Genomic DNA, 21,488 nt, shown 5'->3' on the forward strand with positions numbered 1-21,488 from the left:
TAGCACAAATGCTGATTAGCTAGCGAAGGCTTTCGCTATGCGTAATTTGGTTATTTTCAATTGTTCCGCTGCTGCAGTGGCAAACTCTTGCTCTGTGATGTTGTTCACTCGCAATTGAATTTGATGCAACATTTGCGCAGCCGTTAGCCCCGACGCACAAATAATAAAAATGAAGCCATGTTTTTCTAGATAAGCGTGATTCAAGTTTTTTAGTTGCTCGAACACTTCATCACTCGCGCTATCCATGCCACCTTGCTCGTTTTTAGCAAGGCTTTCCGTGTTCGCATATTTGGCTTTTAGCGATGTAATATCCCCAATCATAGGGTGTCCAGCAAAGGCTTCCATCACATCATAGTGTTCCATTTTGGCCCAGTGCAGCTCGCTTTTTTCAATCACATCATGTTCAGATAAAAAAGGACGGCTTGAAGCCATTAGTTCGCACCAACGGCTTGCCGTACATGTGAGAGCAAACCATTCAATTGCTGCTGTTGCAGAGAGTTCATTTAATTGTTTTACACACATTGAGTGGTTTGCTCCCCCACCGTTTCTGTCGTTAACGGCTTAGTGTTTGGTTGAGTGCTGTTTGGCTGAATACCGTTCAATAAATTTATAATTTGAGCACTAATGGAAACCGCCACTTCCACGGGGCGTTTTCCTTGTACAGATAAGGCCCCTATCGGACTTACCAGCGAATCTATCTGGGATTGTTCAAACCCTCTATTTTGCAGGCGTAGGCGGAACCGTTCTGCTTTTGTATCAGACCCAATCATGCCTAAAAAGCCTAGCTGATTATGTTTTAACCCCTGCTCTACAAGCTCGTAATCTAGCTGATGGTTATGGGTTAAGATAATGGTCCATGCATTGGTGGGCAAATGCTCCATCTCGCTCACAGCATCATCGTTAAATAAACACGTCACGTTGCTAGGTAATGCCGACGTATCAAAGGTTGGTGGACGGTTATCAACCCAACGTATTTGCAGTGGTAGCTGAGCCAAAATAGGGACCAATGACTGAGCTACATGGCCACCACCAAACACAGCCAATGTTTGCCCATGGTGAACATGGGTTTCGAATAACACTTTCACTGCACCACCACAGCATTGCCCCAGTTTTGCAGCCAACGGAAATGATTCAACTGATTGAGATTGTTTACCGACGATCAGTAACTGGCGAGCTTTTTCTATAGACACATATTCTAAATGGCCCCCCCCAATGGTGTCGAATTGCCCATCAGCGGTTACCACCATTTTAGCACCAGCGTCTCTAGGCGTTGAACCCGCAGCGCTTAAAACGGTAATGAGTACATATCCTTGCCCTTGCTGTTGGCACTGATACACAGCTTCGTGCCAACGTTGAGCTTTCAAGAAAGGATTCATTGCTGTTGCCCTTTCATTTGTTGTATTGCGTTAAACACACGCTCAGGTGTTGCCGGCGTGTCTAATTTTGGATCAATACCATAGTCAGCAATACTGGAAATAGCGTCTTTAATGGCACACCACACTGACATGGCTAACATAAAGGGTGGCTCACCCACCGCTTTTGAATGATAAATGGTGTCTTCTTCGTTAGCGCGATCGTACAAATCCACGTTAAAAATACGAGGCGTATCGCCAATAGCGGGAATTTTATAGGTTGCTAAATTGTTGCTCATTAGCTTGCCTGAATCGTCCCATTTTAACTCTTCAGTAGTTAACCAGCCCATACCTTGTATAAAGCCACCCTCTATTTGACCAATATCAATAGCCGGATTTAAGCTTGCTCCAACATCATGTAATATATCCACACGATCAACTTTGTGCTCTCCGGTCAAGGTATCAACACTGACTTCTGACACAGATGCACCATAAGCAAAATAGAAGAACGGCCGGCCTTTACCCGTTTCACGGTTATAGTGAATTTTAGGTGTTTTATAAAAGCCACTGGCCGATAGCGATACCCTTCCAAAATAGGCTTGTTGAACAAGCTCAACAAAAGGCATCTTATTATCATCAAGTACAATATGGCCTTGCTCGAACGTCACATTTTCAATAACGTCAGCGGCTTGTTTCAATACTTCTAATACATAAAACTCGGCCAAGCGCTGTTTCACAATTAAGCAGGCATTTTGCGCCGCTTTACCGTTTAAGTCACTGCCACTTGATGCCGCGGTTGGCGATGTGTTGGGCACTTTATCTGTGCGGGTTGATGTTACCTCAATAACATCCATATCAACGCCGAATTCATGCGCCACCACTTGTGCGATTTTAGTATGAAGCCCTTGCCCCATTTCTGTACCACCGTGGTTTATCTGAATACTGCCATCTGTGTATATGTGCAACAGCGCCCCAGCTTGATTCAAATGTTTAGCGGTAAACGAAATACCAAATTTAATCGGAGTAAGAGCCAACCCTTTTTTAATAACCGGACTGGTTTTATTAAATTCTGCAATAGCTTTTCGGCGTTGCCAGTAATCACTTGATTGTTCTAACTGTGCAATTAAATCAGCGACTAGGTGATGCTCAATGTCCATACCATAAGGCGTAACACTGCCATTTTCATTACTGTACAAGTTGCGTTTTCTAACGGTAAGTGGGTCGAGTCCCGTGGTTCTGGCTATTTTATCCATAACGGCTTCAGCCATTATCATGCCTTGAGGGCCGCCAAACCCGCGATACGCAGTATGGGAAACTTGATTCGTTTTTAGACGATGGCCCGCTATGTCGCAATTGTTTAGAAAGTAACAATTGTCCGCATGAAACATAGCTCTATCTACAATGGCATCAGACAAATCCGGTGAATGCCCGCAGTTTCCATTGATAGAGTGGCTAACACCCGCAATCACACCTTCAGCTGAAAAGCCCATGGTATAGCTATTTTCAAAAGGGTGGCGCTTACCCGTTACAATCATATCTTGCTGTCGAGGTAAGCGTACTTTTACCGCACATTGGTTGCGTGAGGCTAACAAGGCGGCAATACAGGCCCATTGTGCAGCTTGGGTTTCTTTACCACCAAATCCACCGCCCATACGGCGCATATCAACAACCACTTTGTTTAAACTTGTATCTAACACTTCAGCCACCAGCTTTTGCACTTCGCTAGGGTGTTGGCTTGAGGTATACACAAACATTCGGTCTTCTTCTTCAGGAATAGCCATAGACACTTGACCTTCCAAATACAAATGCTCCTGACCACACACAGACACACTGTCGCTCACTACAAATTCTGCTCGTGCTAGTGCCTCATCCACATTCCCCATCGACATATAATGTGGTGGACGCACTGTAGAGTGTTTGTCTTTCGCTTCGGCTACCGTGAGTACTGGTGTCGCTTCATCAACCTCTATAAGAGCTTTTAACGCGGCTTTTCTAGCGTTCGTTACACTGTCTGCAAGCACTGCAAATACTGCCTGACCATGAAATTTAATTTCATGGTGTGCCAATACAGGGTCGCCATCGAATACTGGCGCAATATCAATATGCCCTGGCACATCTTCAGCAAGGATAACGTCAATAACCCCTTCACTTTCTTTTACTTTAGTTAAATCTATATGAGTAATTTTTCCCGCTGCACATTGGCTAATACCAATCGCACCATGCATCAGGTTAGCAGGCTCTGGAATATCATCCACATATCGCGCACCGCCCCCAACTTGTCGAATGGCGCTTTCGTGCTTTTTACTTTTTTTATCAGCTTGATAGGAAGCCGTGTTTGCTGGGATATCAATTAATTTACGCATGGGCTGCTCCTTCCAACACAGAATCCACGCGCACAGGGATCATCGACTCTTGAGTATGAGTTTCTAACCAGAATCGATGCCATAAATTACCTAGCATATTTTTGCGGTATTCTGCACTGGCTCTCACATCGTCGATAGGTGTAAATACATCAATTAGCGCCTGTTGTCCTAGTGCCATAGTGTCAGCATCGGCCCAATTTCTACCCACCAAATCGCGAAGCTGATCACAGCGTGTTGGCGTAGCCGCAACCCCACCAAAACCTGAATGAATAGCAGTGACCTTGTTATTTTCAGTGGTCAGAGAAAATACCGCACACACTGCCGAGATATCGTCTTCATTACGCTTAGATATTTTATACGCGCGAATTTGCGTGTTCGCACTGGATAAAGGAATAACGATACTGTGTACCCATTCCCCTTGCTCAAGCACAGTTTGTTTGTAGCCTGTGAAAAAATCACTTAACGGCACGGTTCGCTGATTGTCGCCTTTGTCCAAAATCACCTTTGCTTGTAACGCAATAAGTACTGGGGGCATGTCGCCAATTGGCGAAGCGTTAGCAATATTGCCACCTAAGGTTGCTTGATTTCGAATAGGCAAAGACGCAAAGCGCTCTACAATTTCAGATAAGCTTGGGAAATACTGTAAAAAGATAGCTGAAATATCATTAATCGGACACGCGGCACCAATACTCAATTCGTGTTCGTTAACAGAGACTTTTTTCATTTCAGTCATGGCCGCTACGCTAATTAAGGTATTGATAGAAGATAACTGCTGAGTGACTTCTAGCGCCAAGTCTGTGCTACCTGCAACTAATCGGCTATCAGGGTGTTGACTGAGAGCTTCAGCCATTTCTTTTGACGTGGTCGGCATCAGTATGCCTTGCGTACCCGCATCAGTTTGACCAGCAAGCTTTGAGAGTTGCTCAACAGTGTGCTTTTCGTTGGTAATGAACTGATCTTTGGCTTCTTGATTACAGCTGTCTAAAGCGGCATCAATAATAGGACGATATCCCGTGCAACGACAAAGGTTACCCGACAATGAATGTACTACGTCATCCCGAGAAACAGAATCAGCTGAGTGATACAGCGCAAACGTGGACATCACAAAACCAGGGGTACAAAAACCGCATTGCGACCCATGGTGGTCAATCATGGCTTGCTGTACTGGGTGAAGTTGGTTTTTCCCAGAGGCTAAATGCTCAATGGTAATAAGTTGCTTACCGTGAAGCGCAGACAAAAACGTCACGCAACTGTTAATTGCACGATAATGAAGCCCACTTGCTTCAAGGCCACTAAGTTCAGCAAGAACGACGGTACAAGCTCCGCAATCTCCCGACGCACACCCTTCTTTTGTGCCTGTCATTTTAAGACGTTCACGCAAATAATTAAGCACGGTAAGGTCCGCAGGTGCGTCTTTTATCGTAACAAGCTTTTCATTCAGTAAAAAACGTATCATTATGGCTCCAAGCAAACTATCTAGGTAGATAACTGTTTCTACCGTGCAAATAAAAAAGTAGACCGATTGGTCAGATTTGTATAGTTTATTGATTAATGAATTAATTTCAACACTATTAATATGCCAGTTAACGTATCAAGCAAAATTTCAGAGAAAAATCGCTCAATTATCATTGCAGCCGCGGAGCGTTTATTCGCTTCAAACGGGTTCAAAGGCACCTCTATAAAAGAAATAGCAGATAGTGCAGGCTTACCCAAAACTAACGTTTTGTATTATTTCAAAACGAAGCAAGGCTTATACCATGCAGTACTTAATCAGATATTAGATGTGTGGAACTCTCGCTTTGATCAAGCAAAAGAAGAAGATGATCCTGCCCTCACGCTGGCAGAATATATTTATGAAAAAATGCAAAACTCGCTACACAACCCTTGTGCGTCAAAAGTTTTTGCCATTGAAATCATAAATGGCGGACATAATTTAAGTGACTCGTTTTTAGCCGAGCATAAAAAGTGGATGGAAGGAAGAGTCACTATTCTTCAAAGCTGGATAGACCAAGGGAAAATGAACGCCGTCAATCCTGAATATTTGCTCTATCACATATGGGCTTGTACCCAGCACTATGCCGATTTTTCATCTCAAATTACTAATTTGAAAGGCAAGCCCATGAAAAAAGGTGATTTTTCGCAAGCTACCGATGAGCTAATCAATCTTATATTAACAGGCTGTGGCCTTTCTTTACCCAAGGAATAATGACAATGCATTACCCTCGTGATCTTGTTGGTTATGGTGCTAACCCGCCTCATGCTCGTTGGCCCAACAAAGCCAAAATTGCAGTTCAATTTGTGCTTAATTACGAAGAAGGTGGAGAAAACTGTGTGCTCCATGGTGATCAGCAATCAGAAGTATTTTTATCTGAAATTGTGGGCGCACAAGCGTTTAACGACCGCCACCTCAGTATGGAGTCTATGTATGAATATGGAAGTCGAGCTGGATTTTGGCGACTCCACAGGCTGTTCAACCAATACAAGCTTCCATTAACCGTATTTGGTGTTGGTATGGCCATGGAGAGAAACCCCGATGCGGTGGCGGCTATGCTCGAATCAAACTGGGAAATTGCAAGCCACGCACACCGCTGGATCCACTTTCAAGATATGTCAGAACAAGAAGAGCGTGAGCACATAGACAAGGCCATTGAAGTTCACAAAGCCGTGACGGGTAAAGCGCCATCTGGCTGGTATACAGGGCGAACCAGTCCAAATACACTTAAACTTGTTGCTGAACGGGACGACATTCTATATTGCGCCGATTCTTATGCTGATGATTTACCTTATTACGATAATCACTACAGCAAACCATTATTGATTGTTCCCTATACTTTGGATACCAACGATATGCGTTTTGCCACACCACAAGGTTTTAACAGTGGTGAGCAGTTTTATCAGTACCTAAAAGATGCATTTGATGTGCTATACGAAGAAGGTGAAACGGCTCCTAAAATGCTTTCAATTGGATTACATTGCCGTTTAATAGGACGCCCGGCAAGACTAATGGCATTAAAACGCTTTATTGAGTATGTCATTTCAAAAGAACAAGTGTGGGTGTGTACTCGCGAAGATATTGCTAAACACTGGCAAGCACACTTTTAGCCGTTAAACGAGGGCCCGGTTTGTAGGGATACTGGTTTATATAAACCAGTATCTAAGTAAAAACACAAAGGCTAAGCCATAAGTGAATGGACTCACTTCTTTGTATTTACCACAGCCTAGCTTCAATCCGACATAAGTAATAAAACCCAGCGCAATCCCTTCACTAATACTAAAGGTTAATGGCATCGCAATAAGTGCAACTGATGCTGTGGCAAGGGATATCAAGTCATCAAAATCCAACTCTTTAATAGATTCCATCATCAATATGCCAACAATGACTAAGGCTGGTGTTGTGGCCATTAATGGGATGACTTTCATAATCGGTGTCAAAAACAAAGCCAGTAAAAAGCAAAGACCTACAACAACTGCTGTTAACCCCGTTCGACCACCTGTAGACACGCCAGCTGCCGATTCCACATAACTGGTTACAGGTGATGTTCCTAACGCCGCACCAGCAACACTTGCCGCTGCATCTGCTGTCATAGCTTTTCCCATTTTGGGTAGGGACTTGTTTTCATCTAACAAGTTTGCTTTGCGAGAAACTCCAATTAAGGTACCTATGGTATCGAACATATTCACAAACATTAGCGCAAGGATAAGGTCCCAGGTCGCTGCAAAGTGCTTAATTGGATACATGATATCCATAGCAAAAAACGTGGAACTAATTGGCTCTGGCATGCCGACAATGGCATCAGGTCGTGCAGTTAAAAACCCGTTTTCGGTAGGAATGAGCATGCCAATAAGTGAAATCACTACAATAGAAATTAAAATACCTGCGGTTACATTTCGTATCACTAACACCAAAGTGAAAATAACACCTATAAACGCAAGTAAAACCGCGGGGTCAGATAAATCACCTATAGACACTAAGGTTGCAGGGTTATCTATAATTAACCCCGCATTTTTTAATCCAATAAAACCAATGAATAATCCAATACCACACTGTACCCCTATTTTGAGGCAGTCCGGTATGGAGTTAGCCACCTTAGTCCTGACGCCTGTGACAGTGAGCAATACAAATAAAATACCGTTCCAAAATACGATCCCCAAGGCCGCTTCCCAAGGGATTTCTCGATTTAAGCATATGGTAAACGCGAAAAACGCGTTAAGTCCCATTCCTGGCGCCAGTGCAATGGGATAATTAGTCATTGCCGCCATTAACAAAGTGCCAATACAGGCTGCTAATGCGGTTACTGTAATCAAACCAGCTGCAGGCATGCCGCTAACCGACAAAATACTTGGGTTAACAATGAGTACATAAGACATTGCGGCAAATGTAGTGAGCCCTGCAATGATCTCTCGCTTAACGGTTGTTTTATTTTCTGTTAATTTAAACCAGGTCTCTAATAGTGTTCGATTCATTTGTTTAGTCTTTTATGTTGATATAACTATAACGGCCGTGTTAAACGACGTATTTAGCGAAAACTTAAAGCAATTTCTTGACCATGTGGTCAAATTTCGGCATAACTAAGCTTAATTGAAACAGTTCTCGATAATAGTGACGTTATCGTAACGACGTTATCGTAACGGATACACAGGATTAATTCGCACTAGATTTGCACAATCGCAACATATTGGTGCGTTCACACAACAGGTTACAATGAAAACAAAAACCCTTATTCAATCTATTCCAAAAGTAGAGCTGCATTTACACATTGAAGGCACCTTAGAGCCTGAGCTTATGTGGCGCCTTGCGAAAAAGCACGAGTTATCCCTTCCTTTCGATAGCATACAAGAGATTGCCAACGCGTATCAATTCGATAATTTACAAAGCTTTTTAGATCTCTACTACCAAGGTGCTGCGGTACTGATTGATGAAGACGATTTTTTTGAACTGATGTGGGCCTATTTTTTACGCTGTAAAGAACAAAATATTGTTCATACAGAAATCATGTTCGACCCTCAAACTCATACTCACCGAGGTATTGATTACAGCGTATTCATGCCTGGTTTTTTACGTGCGAAAGCACAAGCAGAAAGTGAACTAGGCATTACAAGTTGTTTAATATTGTCTTTTTTACGTCATTTGTCACAAGAAGACGCACTGCTCACCCTTGCACAAGCAGAGCCTTATTATGACGCTATCGACGCAGTGGGTTTAGACAGTTCAGAACTAGGGAACCCACCTGACAAATTTATCGATGTTTTTGCCAAAGCCAAGACACTAGGCTTTAAACGGGTTGCTCATGCAGGAGAAGAAGGCCCACCTGAATATATTTGGTCAGCATTAAACGACCTAGATGTGCACCGCATCGACCACGGCGTACGCTGTATTGAAGACCCTAAACTCATGGCTCATTTAGTGGCAAACAAAATGCCACTAACCGTATGCCCGCAAAGTAACTTAAAACTCTGCGTGGTTAACGACATGTCTGAACACAACATTCTCGATTTATTAGAACAAGGTGTAATGGTTACGGTCAATTCAGATGACCCCTCTTATTTCGGAGGCTATTTAAACCAAAACTATCAAGCCTTGGATACCCATCTAGCTATGTCAGATGAGCAATTCATTCAACTCGTAAAAAACAGTTTTGAAGCCAGCTTTCTTAGTGATAAATTAAAACAGAAGTGGATAAAGGAAGTTGATAAGCTCAATCACTCGCTTAGTCATAACTAAGTCACATAACTCTAACACTCGTCGAGTTCGTCACAAGATCGCATTAGCAGTTTTAACTGCAATCGTCAGTTAAATAGAGGTATTTGAAAGCCCATATCCTTCATTGAACTCTCGAGACATCGCAGTATGAATGACTTTATACTCAATATGCACGCCTGATTATTGTCGTAGCTTAAATAGTTCTCGGGTTAGCTAAAATTCAATCAATAATAAAAAGGCGAACTCATACTTAAGTTCGCCTTTTCTGTAACACAATGCGATGTTAAACCATCACTTTAACGATAATTGCTATTCACTACATGCAGTGCAATCATTATCATCATGACTTACTTCTAATTGATAGAAGGTAATTTGGTCAAAATCAGCTTCTGTGCCATCAGGACCAAAACCTGTTGTATCCGCACCTGGTAAAAGTTGATTATTAAACTCTTCAACAGCAACGTTATTTTGTGTATAAGCACCTGCTTTGAAATACATCCATTCATTACGTCTATCATAATCACTGTTTTCAGCTTCCATATCAAAAGTGATTATATCAATGATATCGCCATTTAAATCACCTCTTCGAACAGTAACGTTAATCAAAGCACCAACGTTTTCTATTTCATAAGAAAATAATTCATCTAAAGCAATGCCTTCATCTGGGTTTTCTGCATCATCATCTCGTGAGCCAACAAAAACGCGCTCTTCTAAATCGCTGCCCCCATTAATTTCATGAAGCGCATAAATACTGCCTCGTTCATTTTGAGGTAGCTTACGATAATACAGTCTAAGCGGCTCATCATCTTCAGCATGAATTTGACCAATAATAGTCGCCCCAATATCATCAGGTCGGCCTGTTTCAGTCACTTTGTTAACACGAAGTGTTGCTCTTAAAAGACCGTTTCGGCCACCTACATTCTCAACACCTCGGCCACTACTTCCATTATCATCAAGTATTAAGTTGTCTGGTTGATAACCTAAAACCCAATTATTTTCATTTACGCCTGAGATTCTAATACTTAAGCCATTATCACGGCTTGTCACGCCACCGCGAACATATTCACGTAGCTCTGAACGAGGAAAACGTGTATTCAGAGATGTTCTGCCTCCATTGACAGGCGACTTAAATACCATGCCACCGTCAGGCCCAGTAAAGAAGTAAGGGTCTGATGATTCCACATCGCTATCGCTACCGAAGAAAAGGTCTTCTGCATCATCAAAGTCTGAGTTATTCGGCCCTTCACGCAAGGCAATAAACTCAAAATCATCGATGCGTACACCAGTTTCATTATTTGCTGATATTTCTCGAAGTGCGGGAGAATCAAGACCCCAAACACTCAAATCAAAGTTTTCCCAAGGAGCAAGATTTGGGTCTAAACCAAACTCATTAACTTGTGCTGACGCTGCACCTGCGAATGACATAAAGATCGATACCATCACTAACTTTTTCATAACAACTGTCCTCCAATGGACTATATAAGTAGTGTTATTAATACTGAAGAGCCAGTATTAACGCTCGTACTAAAAATGAAAATTAATTGATACTTGCTTTCTTTAAAGTGAACAAAAATTAGTCCACAACCAGAGTATCTTCGTAAAAAAACAAAATTTCAATCTATTTTTTTGATCATTTTAAAGGTGTACAATCTACTTTACAGAACGCAAACCTATAAACTTAATCTACATATATGACATTCAGAAGAAGATATCGTGACAACTATGGATATAGGCATAAACAAGCAAGCTCATGAAGCACTAGCCGAGCATTTAAAAAGGATACTAAAACAAATAGTTAACTGAATATAAGAAATATTAACACCATGCGCTATCCACTGTGTCAGTGGTATTTAAGGCTAGTGCGGAGTTCGCTATGCCAATGCAAATTGTCAATTTGAAGATTCGTTTATAGAAGTCGATACCGACGGTAGCTACATCGGGGCTTTTTTTACTTACGGCTTTTAAACGTTAAAAACGAAAGAAATACCATATTACTAACATGAACTTGGTATTTTAGTCGCACCAAAATATCAAGTTCAGTCATTGCGCTAAATTAGACTAAAGTCACAAATATAGAATGTCGCACTTCGTTGTTCAGAGCTTTTGAGCAATGTCCTTCGCCAAATGTATCCTCTAAAAGCAATACATCTCCCCCGCCGTAAATGCGTTTTTCACCATTTGACACGGTAAATTCCGCACTGCCTTTTAAGATAAACAGCAATTGTCTCGCTGGTGCAGGGTGCCATTTAAAGTCGTAATCCGCTGGTGTTTCTCTAAAAATAACGCTGCCTGCTGGGTGTTTCTCTGACAAAAGCCCAATTGGTCCGCCATCGGCTAACGGAATATCCAATGTTCCAAAATGACTTTTGCCGTCTTCGCTGGCATAAATTCTGTCTATGATCATAAATACGCTCGGTTTGTTTATTTTGTCGTTGAATATTGTTCAGAAAGTAAAAGTAAAAATTGATGTAATACGATCAGTGACGCTTCTACATCATGGGTTTTAATCGATTCTGCAGGATGATGGCTAATGCCTTTGTAACAACGCACAAACATCATAGCCACATCGCATATGTCAGCAATTGCCATAGCGTCGTGACCCGCACCTGATGAAAGCGAATAAGGCGTAAAGTCGGCATTGTTTATCGCTTGAGTTAACATTGCCTGTAGCTCAGGTGCACAGCTCACTGCATTTGCACTATGGGTTTGAGTGTAAGTTAAGCCTGTGTTTCTGTGTTCTGCAATTGATTCAAGTTTCGCTAAAATAGCGTCGAAAGCGCGGTCCCGTAAACGGTCATCTTCACTTCGAATATCTAAAGAAAACCGAGTTTTACCGGAAATCACGTTGACCCCATTAGGCCTATTTTCTATCGCGCCAACAGTGGCAACAACACCAAATTCTGCGGCGATGCTTTCTACCGCTAAAATCATTTCAGCACTGGCGGCCAGAGCATCTTGACGCAACCCCATAGGCACAGTACCCGCATGACCAGCAAACCCTTCGATATCAAACCAAAATCGCCTTGCACCATTAATAGCCGTCACTATGCCCACGGGCAGGTTTTTATCTTCCAGCACCGGCCCTTGTTCAATATGGATTTCCAAATAGCCGAGCAGTCCTGAAGGGTTAGTAATTTTGCTATTGCCAATATTGGCAAAGGACAAACCAAAGTTGGACATGGCCTGACTTAACGTAATGCCTTCACTGTCTGCTAAATCGGCCCACTCTTTTTGCCATTGCCCAGTTAAGGCTCGGCTACCCAGCAGAGTTGAACCAAATCGCGTTCCTTCTTCATCGCCAAAACCAACGATATCGATGTGAAATGGAAGACGAATATTGTGACTATGTAAGTAATTCACTACGGCTATAGGTGCTAAAACCCCTAACATACCGTCGTATTTTCCGCCATTTGGCACTGTATCTAAATGGCTACCCAAAATAAATCGCTGGGCATTTTCATTATCACTTTCGTATCGGCCCCACAAATTGGCTGCGCCATCTTCCCATGTTTTGCATCCCGCTTGCTGCATCCAGTGCGCAACTAAGTCGTTAGCCTGTCGGTGTTGTTCGGTTAAATAACGTCGGTCAACATAATCAGCTTGGCTCACCGCCCCTAACTCATTACACCATGTCATCACCTGACTTGCGGCCTGTACAAAATCAGTCACTATAAACCGCCATTGCTGCGTCTATTCCTTCGCCCGTAGGTAAGCTATGCCCCGCCCTTCGAAGTACAGTTTCTAACGATTGTAAGGTGTGAAACACTGCATCGGGTCTTGCGTTGTAGCCCATAGTACCAATGCGCCATATTTTTCCGTGAAGCGGTCCAAAACTGGTGCCTATTTCTATATTGAACTTGTGTAACATGTCATGGCGAATCGCTTCACCGTCTACGGCATCAGGAATGTATACCCCGACAACATTATTCATCTTGTTCGATAAGTCGCCAAAGGGCTGCAAGTTCAAGCCTTGAATACCTGCAAGCATGGCATCTCCGGCCTGTTTATGGCGAGCAATGGTTTGATCAACACCTTCTTCCAGCAAATTAATCGCACATTCACGTGCACAATACAGCATAGATGCGGCTTCAGTGTGGTGATTTAGCCTTTCACTTCCCCAATAATCCATAATCATAGGTAAATCGAAATAATTAGAACGAATGCGAGACGCGACACCATCTTGATGATCGTCGTTGCGAATACCCGCCTCTACATGTCTTCGTTTATTCACCGTATTGACGTATTTTTCACTTAAGGTGACTGGCGCGCTTCCTGAAGGGCCTCCCAAACACTTCTGTAACCCAACAGACACAGCGTCGAGTTTCCACAAGTCGGTTTCAAAAGGGTTACCGCCTATTGACGCGGTAGCATCACAATAAAACAGCACATCGTGGCGCTCGCATATTTCACCTATATCAGCCAAAGGCTGAAGCATAGTAGTAGAGGTATCTCCCTGAACAATGGCAAGTAACTTAGGCTGCACACGCTTAATGGCATCTTCAATTTGCTGAGCTTGGACAACTTGTCCCCATTCCACTTCAAAGGTATGCACTTCTGCATCACAACGGGTTGCGATTTCCGCCAACAAGTGGCCAAAACGTCCAAAAATAGGAATAAGCACTTTATCGCCCGGCTCAATAGCAGACACTAAAACCGCTTCAATACCTGCTCTTGATGTACCATCAACCAATAATGTTTGTTCATTTTCAGTACGAAAAACTGAACGGTACAAAGCCATCACTTCATTCATGTATCCCGTCATTACTGGGTCATATTGGCCAACTAACTGAGTAGACATGGCACTTAACACTCTGGGATAACAGTTTATTGGGCCTGGCCCCATTAACAAGCGAGGTGGTGGCGCTAAACGAGAAAACGTTGTCATAAAATGTCCTTACAGAAAAAGTTGAGCAAGCATGCGAAGACCAGTGATCATCAGCACAACGGCAAATATTTTTTTCAGCTTTTGCGCATCTAATAGTGACGCTAATTTGGCCCCAATAGGCGCAAACATAACGGTTAACGGTACGATACAAACAAAGCCGATTAAGTTAACCAAACCAAAGGTGCCCATTGGCGCATCGGCGGGAGTTTGTCCTACAACAAGCATGGTGATTGCTGCGGGTAGTGAAATAAGTAAACCTACACCTGCAGCCGTGCCCACAGCTCTATGAGCTGGGTAGTTACAAAACGTCAACATAGGTACGGTTAATGTGCCTCCACCAATACCGACCAGTGAACTAAACAAACCAACACTGGTTGCCATGCCCGCTTGGCCTGCAGTATTCGGTAAGTCGTTGAACAGAGCTTTTTTGCTGCCAATTAGCATATTCAAGGATGACAATATGGCAATCACACCAAACAATAATGTTAACCACGAACCATTCACTCGAGTAACCAACCAACTTCCCAGTAGCACGCCTATTAAGATGAAAACGCCCCAACGCTTCAACAAAACAAAGTCCACATTGCCTTTTGCATTGTGTGCGCGAATAGAGCTAATAGACGTTGGAATAATAGTGGCCAATGAAGTGGCTGTAGCCACTAACATTGCTGATTCAGGTGATACGCCAAAAGCTTGAAATAAAAAGAATAAAACAGGAACAATAACAATGCCCCCGCCAACGCCAAGCAAACCGGCAAGTAAACCAGCAAAAATACCTGTTGTGATCAGCGCAACGAGTACGGGTAAATTATCGATAATGGTGTCAATGACCGACATTAATTAATATCCTGTGTTGTTAAGGTGTTAGTTATAAGTGAAGAGACTAACCCTTTCCCATCGCTACGAGGGTCAGATTCAGCCTCAAGATCTTCGTTATTTGTTTGAATGATTGCGCCTGCATGGCCCATTAATTCATTTTTAGCGTCGATTACCGCAATATCATGGCCCAATGCCCCTAGCTCATCCCCTACGTAATCAGCTAAATCTCTTTCTAACTTCAAGTTGTTGGATTCATCACCCCATGTTCTGCCTAACAACCACCGCCCTAAACGAATTGATTCCTCTAAAGGTTGTTGGTGGTATACATGACGGGCAAAAATTGCCGCTTGTGTTTGTGGCTGGCCTTCACCGCCCATAGTGCCATACGCAATGCGACGCCCATCGTTTAGCTCGGCAAACGCTGGGTTAAGAGTATGAAACGGGGTTAATCCTGGAACTAAATACTGAGGGTGATTAGGGTCGAGAGAAAACGAAGTACCGCGATTATTCCACACTATTCCGGTAGATGGGCTAACCACCCCACTTCCAAATTCCCAGTACAAGCTTTGAATATAGCTGACCATTCTTCCTTTGCTATCACATGCCGCCATCCAAACGGTGTCGCCATGTGCGGCTTTATGAGGCCAAGGCGCCGCTTTTTCCACGGATATCTCAGATGCCAGCGTATCTAAATAGCTGTCTTCTAGAAGTTCATTCAAGTTTTTGCTTAAACGAGACGGATCGGTAACGTATTGGTTACGTAAAATAAAGGCTTTTTTCGTACATTCCACCAGCAAGTGTACATTGTCTGCATCAGATTTCGCTTTATGTACAACACGGTCGTATAAGGCCAATATAATTAAAGAGGCTATGCCTTGGGTGGGTGCGGGCAAGTTGTAAAGTGTGCCTTTGCTTATTTCAACATTTAACGGCTCAACGAATTCAGCCTTGTAGGATTCAAAATCCTGTAAGCGAATGGGCGAGCCCGCTTCTGCCAAATCATTGGCTAGCATTTTTGCAATTTCGCCGTGATAAAAATCGTTTAACCCATTTTCCGCTAGGGTTTTCAGTGTTTTGGCAAGCTTCGGTAATTTAATCACCTTACCTTTTTTTAACGCTTTTTCTTTTATCAAAAACTGCTCAAAACCTTCGCCACTGGCCATTTCATCAAAGGTTTTAAAACTTGCATCAGATAAGCTTTGAGTAACTTCTATGCCCCATTCTGCCTGATTAATGGCTGTATCAAGTAACTTTGATAACGCTATAGGGTCTTGCCATTGACGACTTAAGGTTAATGCTTTTTCCCAGCCTGCCACAGCGCCAGCCATAGTTAAGGCGGCTTTAGGCCCACGACTGGGGATCCCTTGCATACCTTGATAAAAACCGGCGTTGGCACCCTGTGCCGCGCAGCCACTCGCATCAATAGCCACAGGGGTTTTACCCGGTTCGCTAATTAACCAAAAACCGTCTCCGCCTAACCCATTCATGTGAGGGTATTCAACAGCGATTGACGCAGCGGCTGCAACCATAGCTTCTATGGCCGTTCCGCCTTCTTCTAAAATATGTAATCCGGCTTGGGACGCAGCAAAATGCGGAGCCGTAAATGCGACTTGATCATTGTTCATAGTTCTTTATTCCGCTCTTTGTTCACACAGTACTTTCGCGAAACGTATTAATTGCAGATCAGAATGCTTTGGACCAATAAGCGATAAACCACAAGGCGCACCGTCTTCCTCAAACAATGGAAGGTGCAACTGAGGTAGTCCGGCAAGACCTGCAATAGACGTTAGCGTCAGTAAGTTCGTTCTATACTCAGCCAACTCCGCTGAAGACGAAGTCAGTAAAGGGGCAATCCCTGGCGTAGTCGGTACTACAAGACAATCAAACTCCTGAAACACAGAGTTTACTACGCTAACAAGGGCATTTTGTATTTTTTTCGCACCATCAATTTCTGGCAAAGTCAGGGCTTTACAGGCATTAAATCGGCTATTGATATCGTCGGCAAAATCAGGCTTGTGGTTTTCAATCCACTCGCCGTGTTGTTGCCATATTTCTGCGCCTTGCAGTATACGAAACGCGTTAGACAATTCGGGTAACAAAGGCAACAAATCATCATTTAGCGCGACATTGTGGGCATTGTTCCAAGCAACAATGTGCTGCTGGTGTGACGCCAATTTCACGATATCAGTACAAGAGCACAAACGCATATCTGCGCTTTCTTCTGCACTTTTTTCTGTACTTTCTTCTGTATCATCACTAAACAACACATTAGCGGCTTGCTCCATTTCTTCAATGGAGCGAGTTAGCCATCCCACAGTGTCAAACGAAGGCGCTAGTCCAACCATGTCATCAGTGCTAATTCGCCCATGGGTTGGGCGCAAACCAAACAAGTTATTATAGCTGGCAGGCACTCGTATAGAGCCACCCGTATCTGTGCCTAAACCAATATCAGCAAGGTGCGACGACACTGCAACAGCAGAACCACTGGACGAACCGCCCGGAAGCCGCTGTGGCGTAACTGGGTTTGTGGGTGTTCCATAATGTTTATTTTGGCCATTTAAGCTATATGCAAGTTCGTCGGTAATGGTCTTACCTACAAATTTAGCGCCCGCTTTTAGCAAGCGTTCCACGGCCTCATTGGTTTGATTAGGTATGTCGTGGCTTGCTAACCACTCGGGGTTTCCCGCACTGGTAGGTATTCCAGCAATATGAAATAAGTCTTTTACCGCCAAACGCAAAGGCGACAATGTTCCTGCGCTTTCGCGAACACTCTCAGCCCCGTGAATACCATCAACGGGCATAAATGGGCTTACGCCACTAGACGAATGAATATCTGACATAACAATCCAACAAACAAAAGAAGAGTAAAAGGAGAACCACAGACAACATGAAACATTTGTTTCACTATTTTGTCAAGTGAAACAAATGAAACAATTTAATAAATTCAAAACTTAACTTAGCTCGTCGAGTTCTTTATATAAGGTTGAGATTTGCTGGCTTCTCGCTGAACCTGTATCACCGCTAAGCTGATAAGCTTGATTACACAACAAGGATACAACCGCCATAGGCGCCGCGTAGCTGTCGAACGCTTGCGCTTGGCCCAGCTGACATACAATAACGTCTTGCACGTGTTGTCGATAAATTTGTCCACCGGGCTCGGTAATCAATAAGGTGTTTTTATTGGGTAACGCGTTGATGAGTTTTTCAAAAATTTTAGGGCGACGGCGAAGACCAAAAACAATCACGTAGTCATTTGAACCGATATCGATGAGGTCTTCAGCTAAGGTTTGCCCTGATTTTGGCAAGAGTTCCACGTCGTTTCTGATCTGAGTTAGCTGTTGGCGTAAACTTAACGCCAGCGGATACGAGGTTCTAGCGCCAATCACAAACACCTTTTTCGCATTAATTATGCGCTGAGCAATATCAGCAATATCTTGGGTGTTAATAGCGGCTAAGGTAGTGCTTACGTTTTCTAACTCTTGTTCAAGGGTTGCCGCCAAACTTGACGGATTAGCAATAGGCACGCCCTGCTCTCGTTGTTTTAACACAAACGCTTTTACATCTTGATGAGAGTTAAACCCCAATTGCTGGAAGAATCGACTTACCGAAGCTTTAGACGTTCCCACTTTTTCTGCGATTTGTTTCACCGACAAGGTCACAGCAGCAAGGGGATTTTGCTGCATATAATCAGCAACCTGCCTTGCAGAAGGTGCAAGCTGGCTATAATTATTCTTAATCTTTTCAGAAAAATTTACGCTAGTATCTTCGCTGTGTTTACCCAAAATAAAAGTGTCTCGTTATTATCAGCTAATTCAAGTTATGGGCTAAAGCCTACCGTGAATAACCTAAACTTCACAAGTAAGACGCTTATTTTACTTTACACTGCCGCTTTTAACTTTACACTGCCGCAGGAAGCCAATAAATAGGCTGACCAAAATGGTCGCTTAAAAAATGATTCAGCTCGGTGAAGGTAGTAATACCTTGGTCAGTACCAGACAAACATTCAGCAACAAAGCGATTGCAGTTATTTTTTACCACATGATAATCGCGATATTCATACAGTTTAGACACAGCGCGTTGCATTAGTGTGTTATCGGTAAGAGGCGTGTTATTGCAATCACAGGCTACATAAATCGTATTGCCGCTTCGGTCATGAGTAAACCTTGAGGGGGAAATCCCTCGAATTAACCCAGTGCCTTGCAGTTCAATTACGTTGCCGTCTACCCAGATGCCAGAATGCTCAAACATTTCATAGACATCGCAGCACACAATGCCGCCGGTTTGAGGCTCTACAGTGAATTTACTTTCACCGGGAAACGCGCCCACAATGCCATTTTTTCTGTCATTGTGTTTCGATATTTGATTACTTGCGTACGCCGCTGCAATACCAGCACCTAAAACAATAAGAGGTAATGCCAAAACAATTCTCCTGTGTGAATACACCAAGTGTTAAATTAACTGGCTAATTTCGCAAACCTTAAATTGTAAGAAAATGCGATATGCGATACTCTGACAGCCCCGTAAAATAAGAATTTTTTAACCATGAGAGCTGTTGATAAATCAAATAAGTTAGACAATGTATGTTATGACATTCGCGGGCCCATAGCGGCGCGAGCCCGCCAAATGGAAGAAGAAGGTCATCGTATTCTAAAACTTAATATTGGTAACCCGGCTCCTTTTGGTTTTGACGCCCCAGACGATATTCTAAAAGACGTCATTCATAACTTGCCTACGTCTCAAGGCTATTCAGATTCCACAGGCATTTATGCAGCCAGAGTTGCCGTTATGCAGTATTACCAACAAAAGAACCTTAAAGGCATTGATATCAATGATGTTTTTATAGGTAATGGCGTTAGTGAAATGATTATGATGGCAATGCAAGCATTGCTAAATCACGGTGACGAAGTGCTTATTCCAAGCCCAGATTACCCACTTTGGACGGCCGCAGTAAGCTTATCTTCAGGTACGCCTGTGCATTACCGCTGCGATGAACAAGCGGGTTGGTTCCCTGATATTGCGGACATAAAAAGTAAAATTACCTCAAACACAAAAGCCATTGTGCTGATAAACCCCAATAACCCAACCGGCGCAGTGTATAGCCCTGAGCTATTAAAAGAGGTTATTGAAGTGGCGAGAGAGCACAAGCTGGTTATTTTTTCAGACGAAATTTACGACAAAATACTCTACGACGAACACCAGCATACTTGCATTGCGTCTTTAGCTGACGATATTTTCATTGTGACCTTAGGCGGACTCTCCAAAAACTATCGCGTTGCTGGGTTTCGTGCGGGCTGGATGCTAGTCAGTGGTAATAAACGCATTGCGAAAGGCTATATTGATGGGCTAAACATACTGTCTTCCATGCGTATGTGTGCCAATGTGCCTTGTCAAAGTGCAATACAAACTGCCTTAGGTGGATACCAAAGCATTAACGACCTCATTGTGGGTGATGGCAGATTGAAAGTGCAGCGCGATTTAGCTGCCGACCGTTTAAATCAAATCGACGGTATCAGCTGTGTTAAGCCCAAAGGCGCTATGTACTGCTTTGCCCGTGTAGACGAGAAGAAATTCAACATTCACGACGACCAAAAGATGATTTTCGATTTACTCAACAAAGAGAAAATCTTATTGGTACATGGCAGTGCATTTAACCTAACCGATGGTTGCTATTTCAGGTTGGTATTCCTTCCACATACCGATGTATTAAAACCTGCATTGGACAAAATAGAGCACTTCTTTAATGGTTATCATCAGGTTCTTTAATGTCAGAAAATAGTCACTTTTTTGCTCACCTAGCCAGAATGAAATTAATTCAACGCTGGCCGCTAATGCACAATGTTCGCACCGAAAATGTACAAGAGCACAGCTTGCAAGTGGGCATGGTTGCTCACGCATTAGCGCTAATAAAAAACCGTTTTTTCGACGGTAATTTAAATGCTGACAGAATTGCCACATTAGCCCTATTTCACGATGTTTCAGAAGTTATTACCGGTGACCTTCCTACCCCTATTAAATATTCCAACCCTGCAATTAAGGAAGAATATAAAAAAATAGAAAAAATGGCGGAGCATCAGCTTATTGAAATGGCTCCCGAGGTATTTCGTGAAGACTATGCCAAGTTAATCGACGGTCAACATCACTCAGAAGACGAAGCTTTTATCGTTAAAGCCGCCGATATATTGTGTGCTTATTTAAAAACCCTAGAAGAACTTAACGCAGGTAACCAAGAATTTAAACTAGCGAAAAAACGCCTAGATCGCATTTTAAAAGACTACCATTCACCCGAAGTCGACTACTTCTTAACTCGCTATGTACCGAGTTTCTCACTCAGCTTAGATGAAATAACCCAAGACGATCATCACGAATAA

19 protein-coding genes are annotated in these 21,488 nt (G+C 43.0%); 5 read left to right on the forward strand and 14 right to left on the reverse strand.

The genetic code is table 11. From position 1 onward, the window contains the following. Nucleotides 1-15: 15 nt before the first annotated feature. Genes uraD through xdhA form a run of 4 tightly spaced genes read right to left on the reverse strand, consistent with a single transcriptional unit; the run spans nt 16 to nt 5,171 of the window. Nucleotides 16-522 (reverse strand): 2-oxo-4-hydroxy-4-carboxy-5-ureidoimidazoline decarboxylase, encoded by a 507-nt coding sequence (uraD, locus tag J3L16_RS08365; RefSeq protein WP_207612516.1) that lies wholly within the window; start codon nt 520-522, stop codon nt 16-18. After that, a complete protein-coding gene (gene xdhC, locus J3L16_RS08370; protein ID WP_242698751.1) occupies nt 513-1,376 on the reverse strand; it encodes a xanthine dehydrogenase accessory protein XdhC in 864 nt (287 codons plus the stop codon). Before xdhC ends, uraD begins: the two co-directional genes overlap by 10 nt. Further along, nucleotides 1,373-3,715, reverse strand: coding sequence for a xanthine dehydrogenase molybdopterin binding subunit (xdhB, locus tag J3L16_RS08375; protein WP_207612517.1), 2,343 nt, complete (start codon nt 3,713-3,715; stop codon nt 1,373-1,375). Before xdhB ends, xdhC begins: the two co-directional genes overlap by 4 nt. Beyond that, a complete protein-coding gene (xdhA, locus tag J3L16_RS08380; RefSeq protein WP_207612518.1) occupies nt 3,708-5,171 on the reverse strand; it encodes a xanthine dehydrogenase small subunit in 1,464 nt (487 codons plus the stop codon). The genes xdhB and xdhA overlap by 8 nt, the downstream gene beginning before the upstream one ends. A gap of 120 nt (nt 5,172-5,291) precedes the next feature. On the opposite strand from xdhA, the gene J3L16_RS08385 reads away from it, so the two are divergent. Together J3L16_RS08385 and puuE are read left to right on the forward strand one after the other, a co-directional pair. Then, nucleotides 5,292-5,921 carry a TetR family transcriptional regulator C-terminal domain-containing protein gene (locus J3L16_RS08385; protein ID WP_207612519.1) on the forward strand — a complete coding sequence of 210 codons (630 nt, stop codon included), beginning with the start codon at nt 5,292-5,294 and terminating at the stop codon, nt 5,919-5,921. Beyond that, nucleotides 5,921-6,817: an allantoinase PuuE gene (gene puuE / locus J3L16_RS08390; RefSeq protein ID WP_207612520.1), complete on the forward strand. Its 897-nt coding sequence runs from the start codon at nt 5,921-5,923 to the stop codon at nt 6,815-6,817. The genes J3L16_RS08385 and puuE overlap by 1 nt, the downstream gene beginning before the upstream one ends. Before the next feature lie 36 nt (nt 6,818-6,853). Here puuE and J3L16_RS08395 read toward each other — a convergent pair whose 3' ends face one another. Beyond that, nucleotides 6,854-8,179 (reverse strand): NCS2 family permease, encoded by a 1,326-nt coding sequence (locus tag J3L16_RS08395; RefSeq protein WP_207612521.1) that lies wholly within the window; start codon nt 8,177-8,179, stop codon nt 6,854-6,856. Nucleotides 8,180-8,417: 238 nt separating this feature from the next. On the opposite strand from J3L16_RS08395, the gene J3L16_RS08400 reads away from it, so the two are divergent. Further along, nucleotides 8,418-9,437: an adenosine deaminase gene (locus J3L16_RS08400; RefSeq protein ID WP_207612522.1), complete on the forward strand. Its 1,020-nt coding sequence runs from the start codon at nt 8,418-8,420 to the stop codon at nt 9,435-9,437. Nucleotides 9,438-9,725: 288 nt separating this feature from the next. Here J3L16_RS08400 and J3L16_RS08405 read toward each other — a convergent pair whose 3' ends face one another. The 9 genes from J3L16_RS08405 to J3L16_RS08445 form a co-directional block, all read right to left on the reverse strand. Next, on the reverse strand, nt 9,726-10,871 hold the full coding sequence (locus J3L16_RS08405; protein WP_207612523.1) for a polysaccharide lyase family 7 protein: 1,146 nt from the start codon (nt 10,869-10,871) through the stop codon (nt 9,726-9,728). A gap of 598 nt (nt 10,872-11,469) precedes the next feature. Continuing rightward, nucleotides 11,470-11,820, reverse strand: a complete 351-nt coding sequence (locus J3L16_RS08410; protein WP_207612524.1) for a hypothetical protein — start codon at nt 11,818-11,820, stop codon at nt 11,470-11,472. A 17-nt stretch (nt 11,821-11,837) separates the two neighbouring features. Then, nucleotides 11,838-13,085 carry an allantoate amidohydrolase gene (locus J3L16_RS08415; protein WP_207612525.1) on the reverse strand — a complete coding sequence of 416 codons (1,248 nt, stop codon included), beginning with the start codon at nt 13,083-13,085 and terminating at the stop codon, nt 11,838-11,840. Next, nucleotides 13,078-14,301, reverse strand: coding sequence for an alanine--glyoxylate aminotransferase family protein (locus J3L16_RS08420; RefSeq protein WP_207612526.1), 1,224 nt, complete (start codon nt 14,299-14,301; stop codon nt 13,078-13,080). The genes J3L16_RS08415 and J3L16_RS08420 overlap by 8 nt, the downstream gene beginning before the upstream one ends. A gap of 9 nt (nt 14,302-14,310) precedes the next feature. After that, the gene (locus J3L16_RS08425; protein WP_207612586.1) at nt 14,311-15,129 is read right to left on the reverse strand and encodes a sulfite exporter TauE/SafE family protein; all 819 of its coding nucleotides are present in this window, start codon (nt 15,127-15,129) and stop codon (nt 14,311-14,313) included. A gap of 8 nt (nt 15,130-15,137) precedes the next feature. After that, entirely contained in the window at nt 15,138-16,745 is a 1,608-nt protein-coding gene (locus J3L16_RS08430; RefSeq protein ID WP_207612527.1) for a gamma-glutamyltransferase, read from the reverse strand. 6 nt (nt 16,746-16,751) lie between these two features. Further along, nucleotides 16,752-17,960 carry an amidase gene (locus tag J3L16_RS08435; RefSeq protein WP_207612528.1) on the reverse strand — a complete coding sequence of 403 codons (1,209 nt, stop codon included), beginning with the start codon at nt 17,958-17,960 and terminating at the stop codon, nt 16,752-16,754. A gap of 111 nt (nt 17,961-18,071) precedes the next feature. Next, nucleotides 18,072-18,902, reverse strand: a complete 831-nt coding sequence (locus J3L16_RS08440; protein ID WP_207612529.1) for a MurR/RpiR family transcriptional regulator — start codon at nt 18,900-18,902, stop codon at nt 18,072-18,074. A gap of 115 nt (nt 18,903-19,017) precedes the next feature. Beyond that, nucleotides 19,018-19,539, reverse strand: a complete 522-nt coding sequence (locus tag J3L16_RS08445; RefSeq protein WP_207612530.1) for a hypothetical protein — start codon at nt 19,537-19,539, stop codon at nt 19,018-19,020. A 123-nt stretch (nt 19,540-19,662) separates the two neighbouring features. Here J3L16_RS08445 and J3L16_RS08450 point away from each other — a divergent pair, with 123 nt between their 5' ends. Continuing rightward, nucleotides 19,663-20,883 (forward strand): pyridoxal phosphate-dependent aminotransferase, encoded by a 1,221-nt coding sequence (locus tag J3L16_RS08450; RefSeq protein WP_207612531.1) that lies wholly within the window; start codon nt 19,663-19,665, stop codon nt 20,881-20,883. Beyond that, nucleotides 20,883-21,488 carry a 5'-deoxynucleotidase gene (gene yfbR / locus J3L16_RS08455; protein WP_207612532.1) on the forward strand — a complete coding sequence of 202 codons (606 nt, stop codon included), beginning with the start codon at nt 20,883-20,885 and terminating at the stop codon, nt 21,486-21,488. Before J3L16_RS08450 ends, yfbR begins: the two co-directional genes overlap by 1 nt.

Source organism: Alteromonas sp. 5E99-2 (genome assembly GCF_017368475.1).
Taxonomy (GTDB): Bacteria; Pseudomonadota; Gammaproteobacteria; order Enterobacterales; family Alteromonadaceae; genus Alteromonas_F.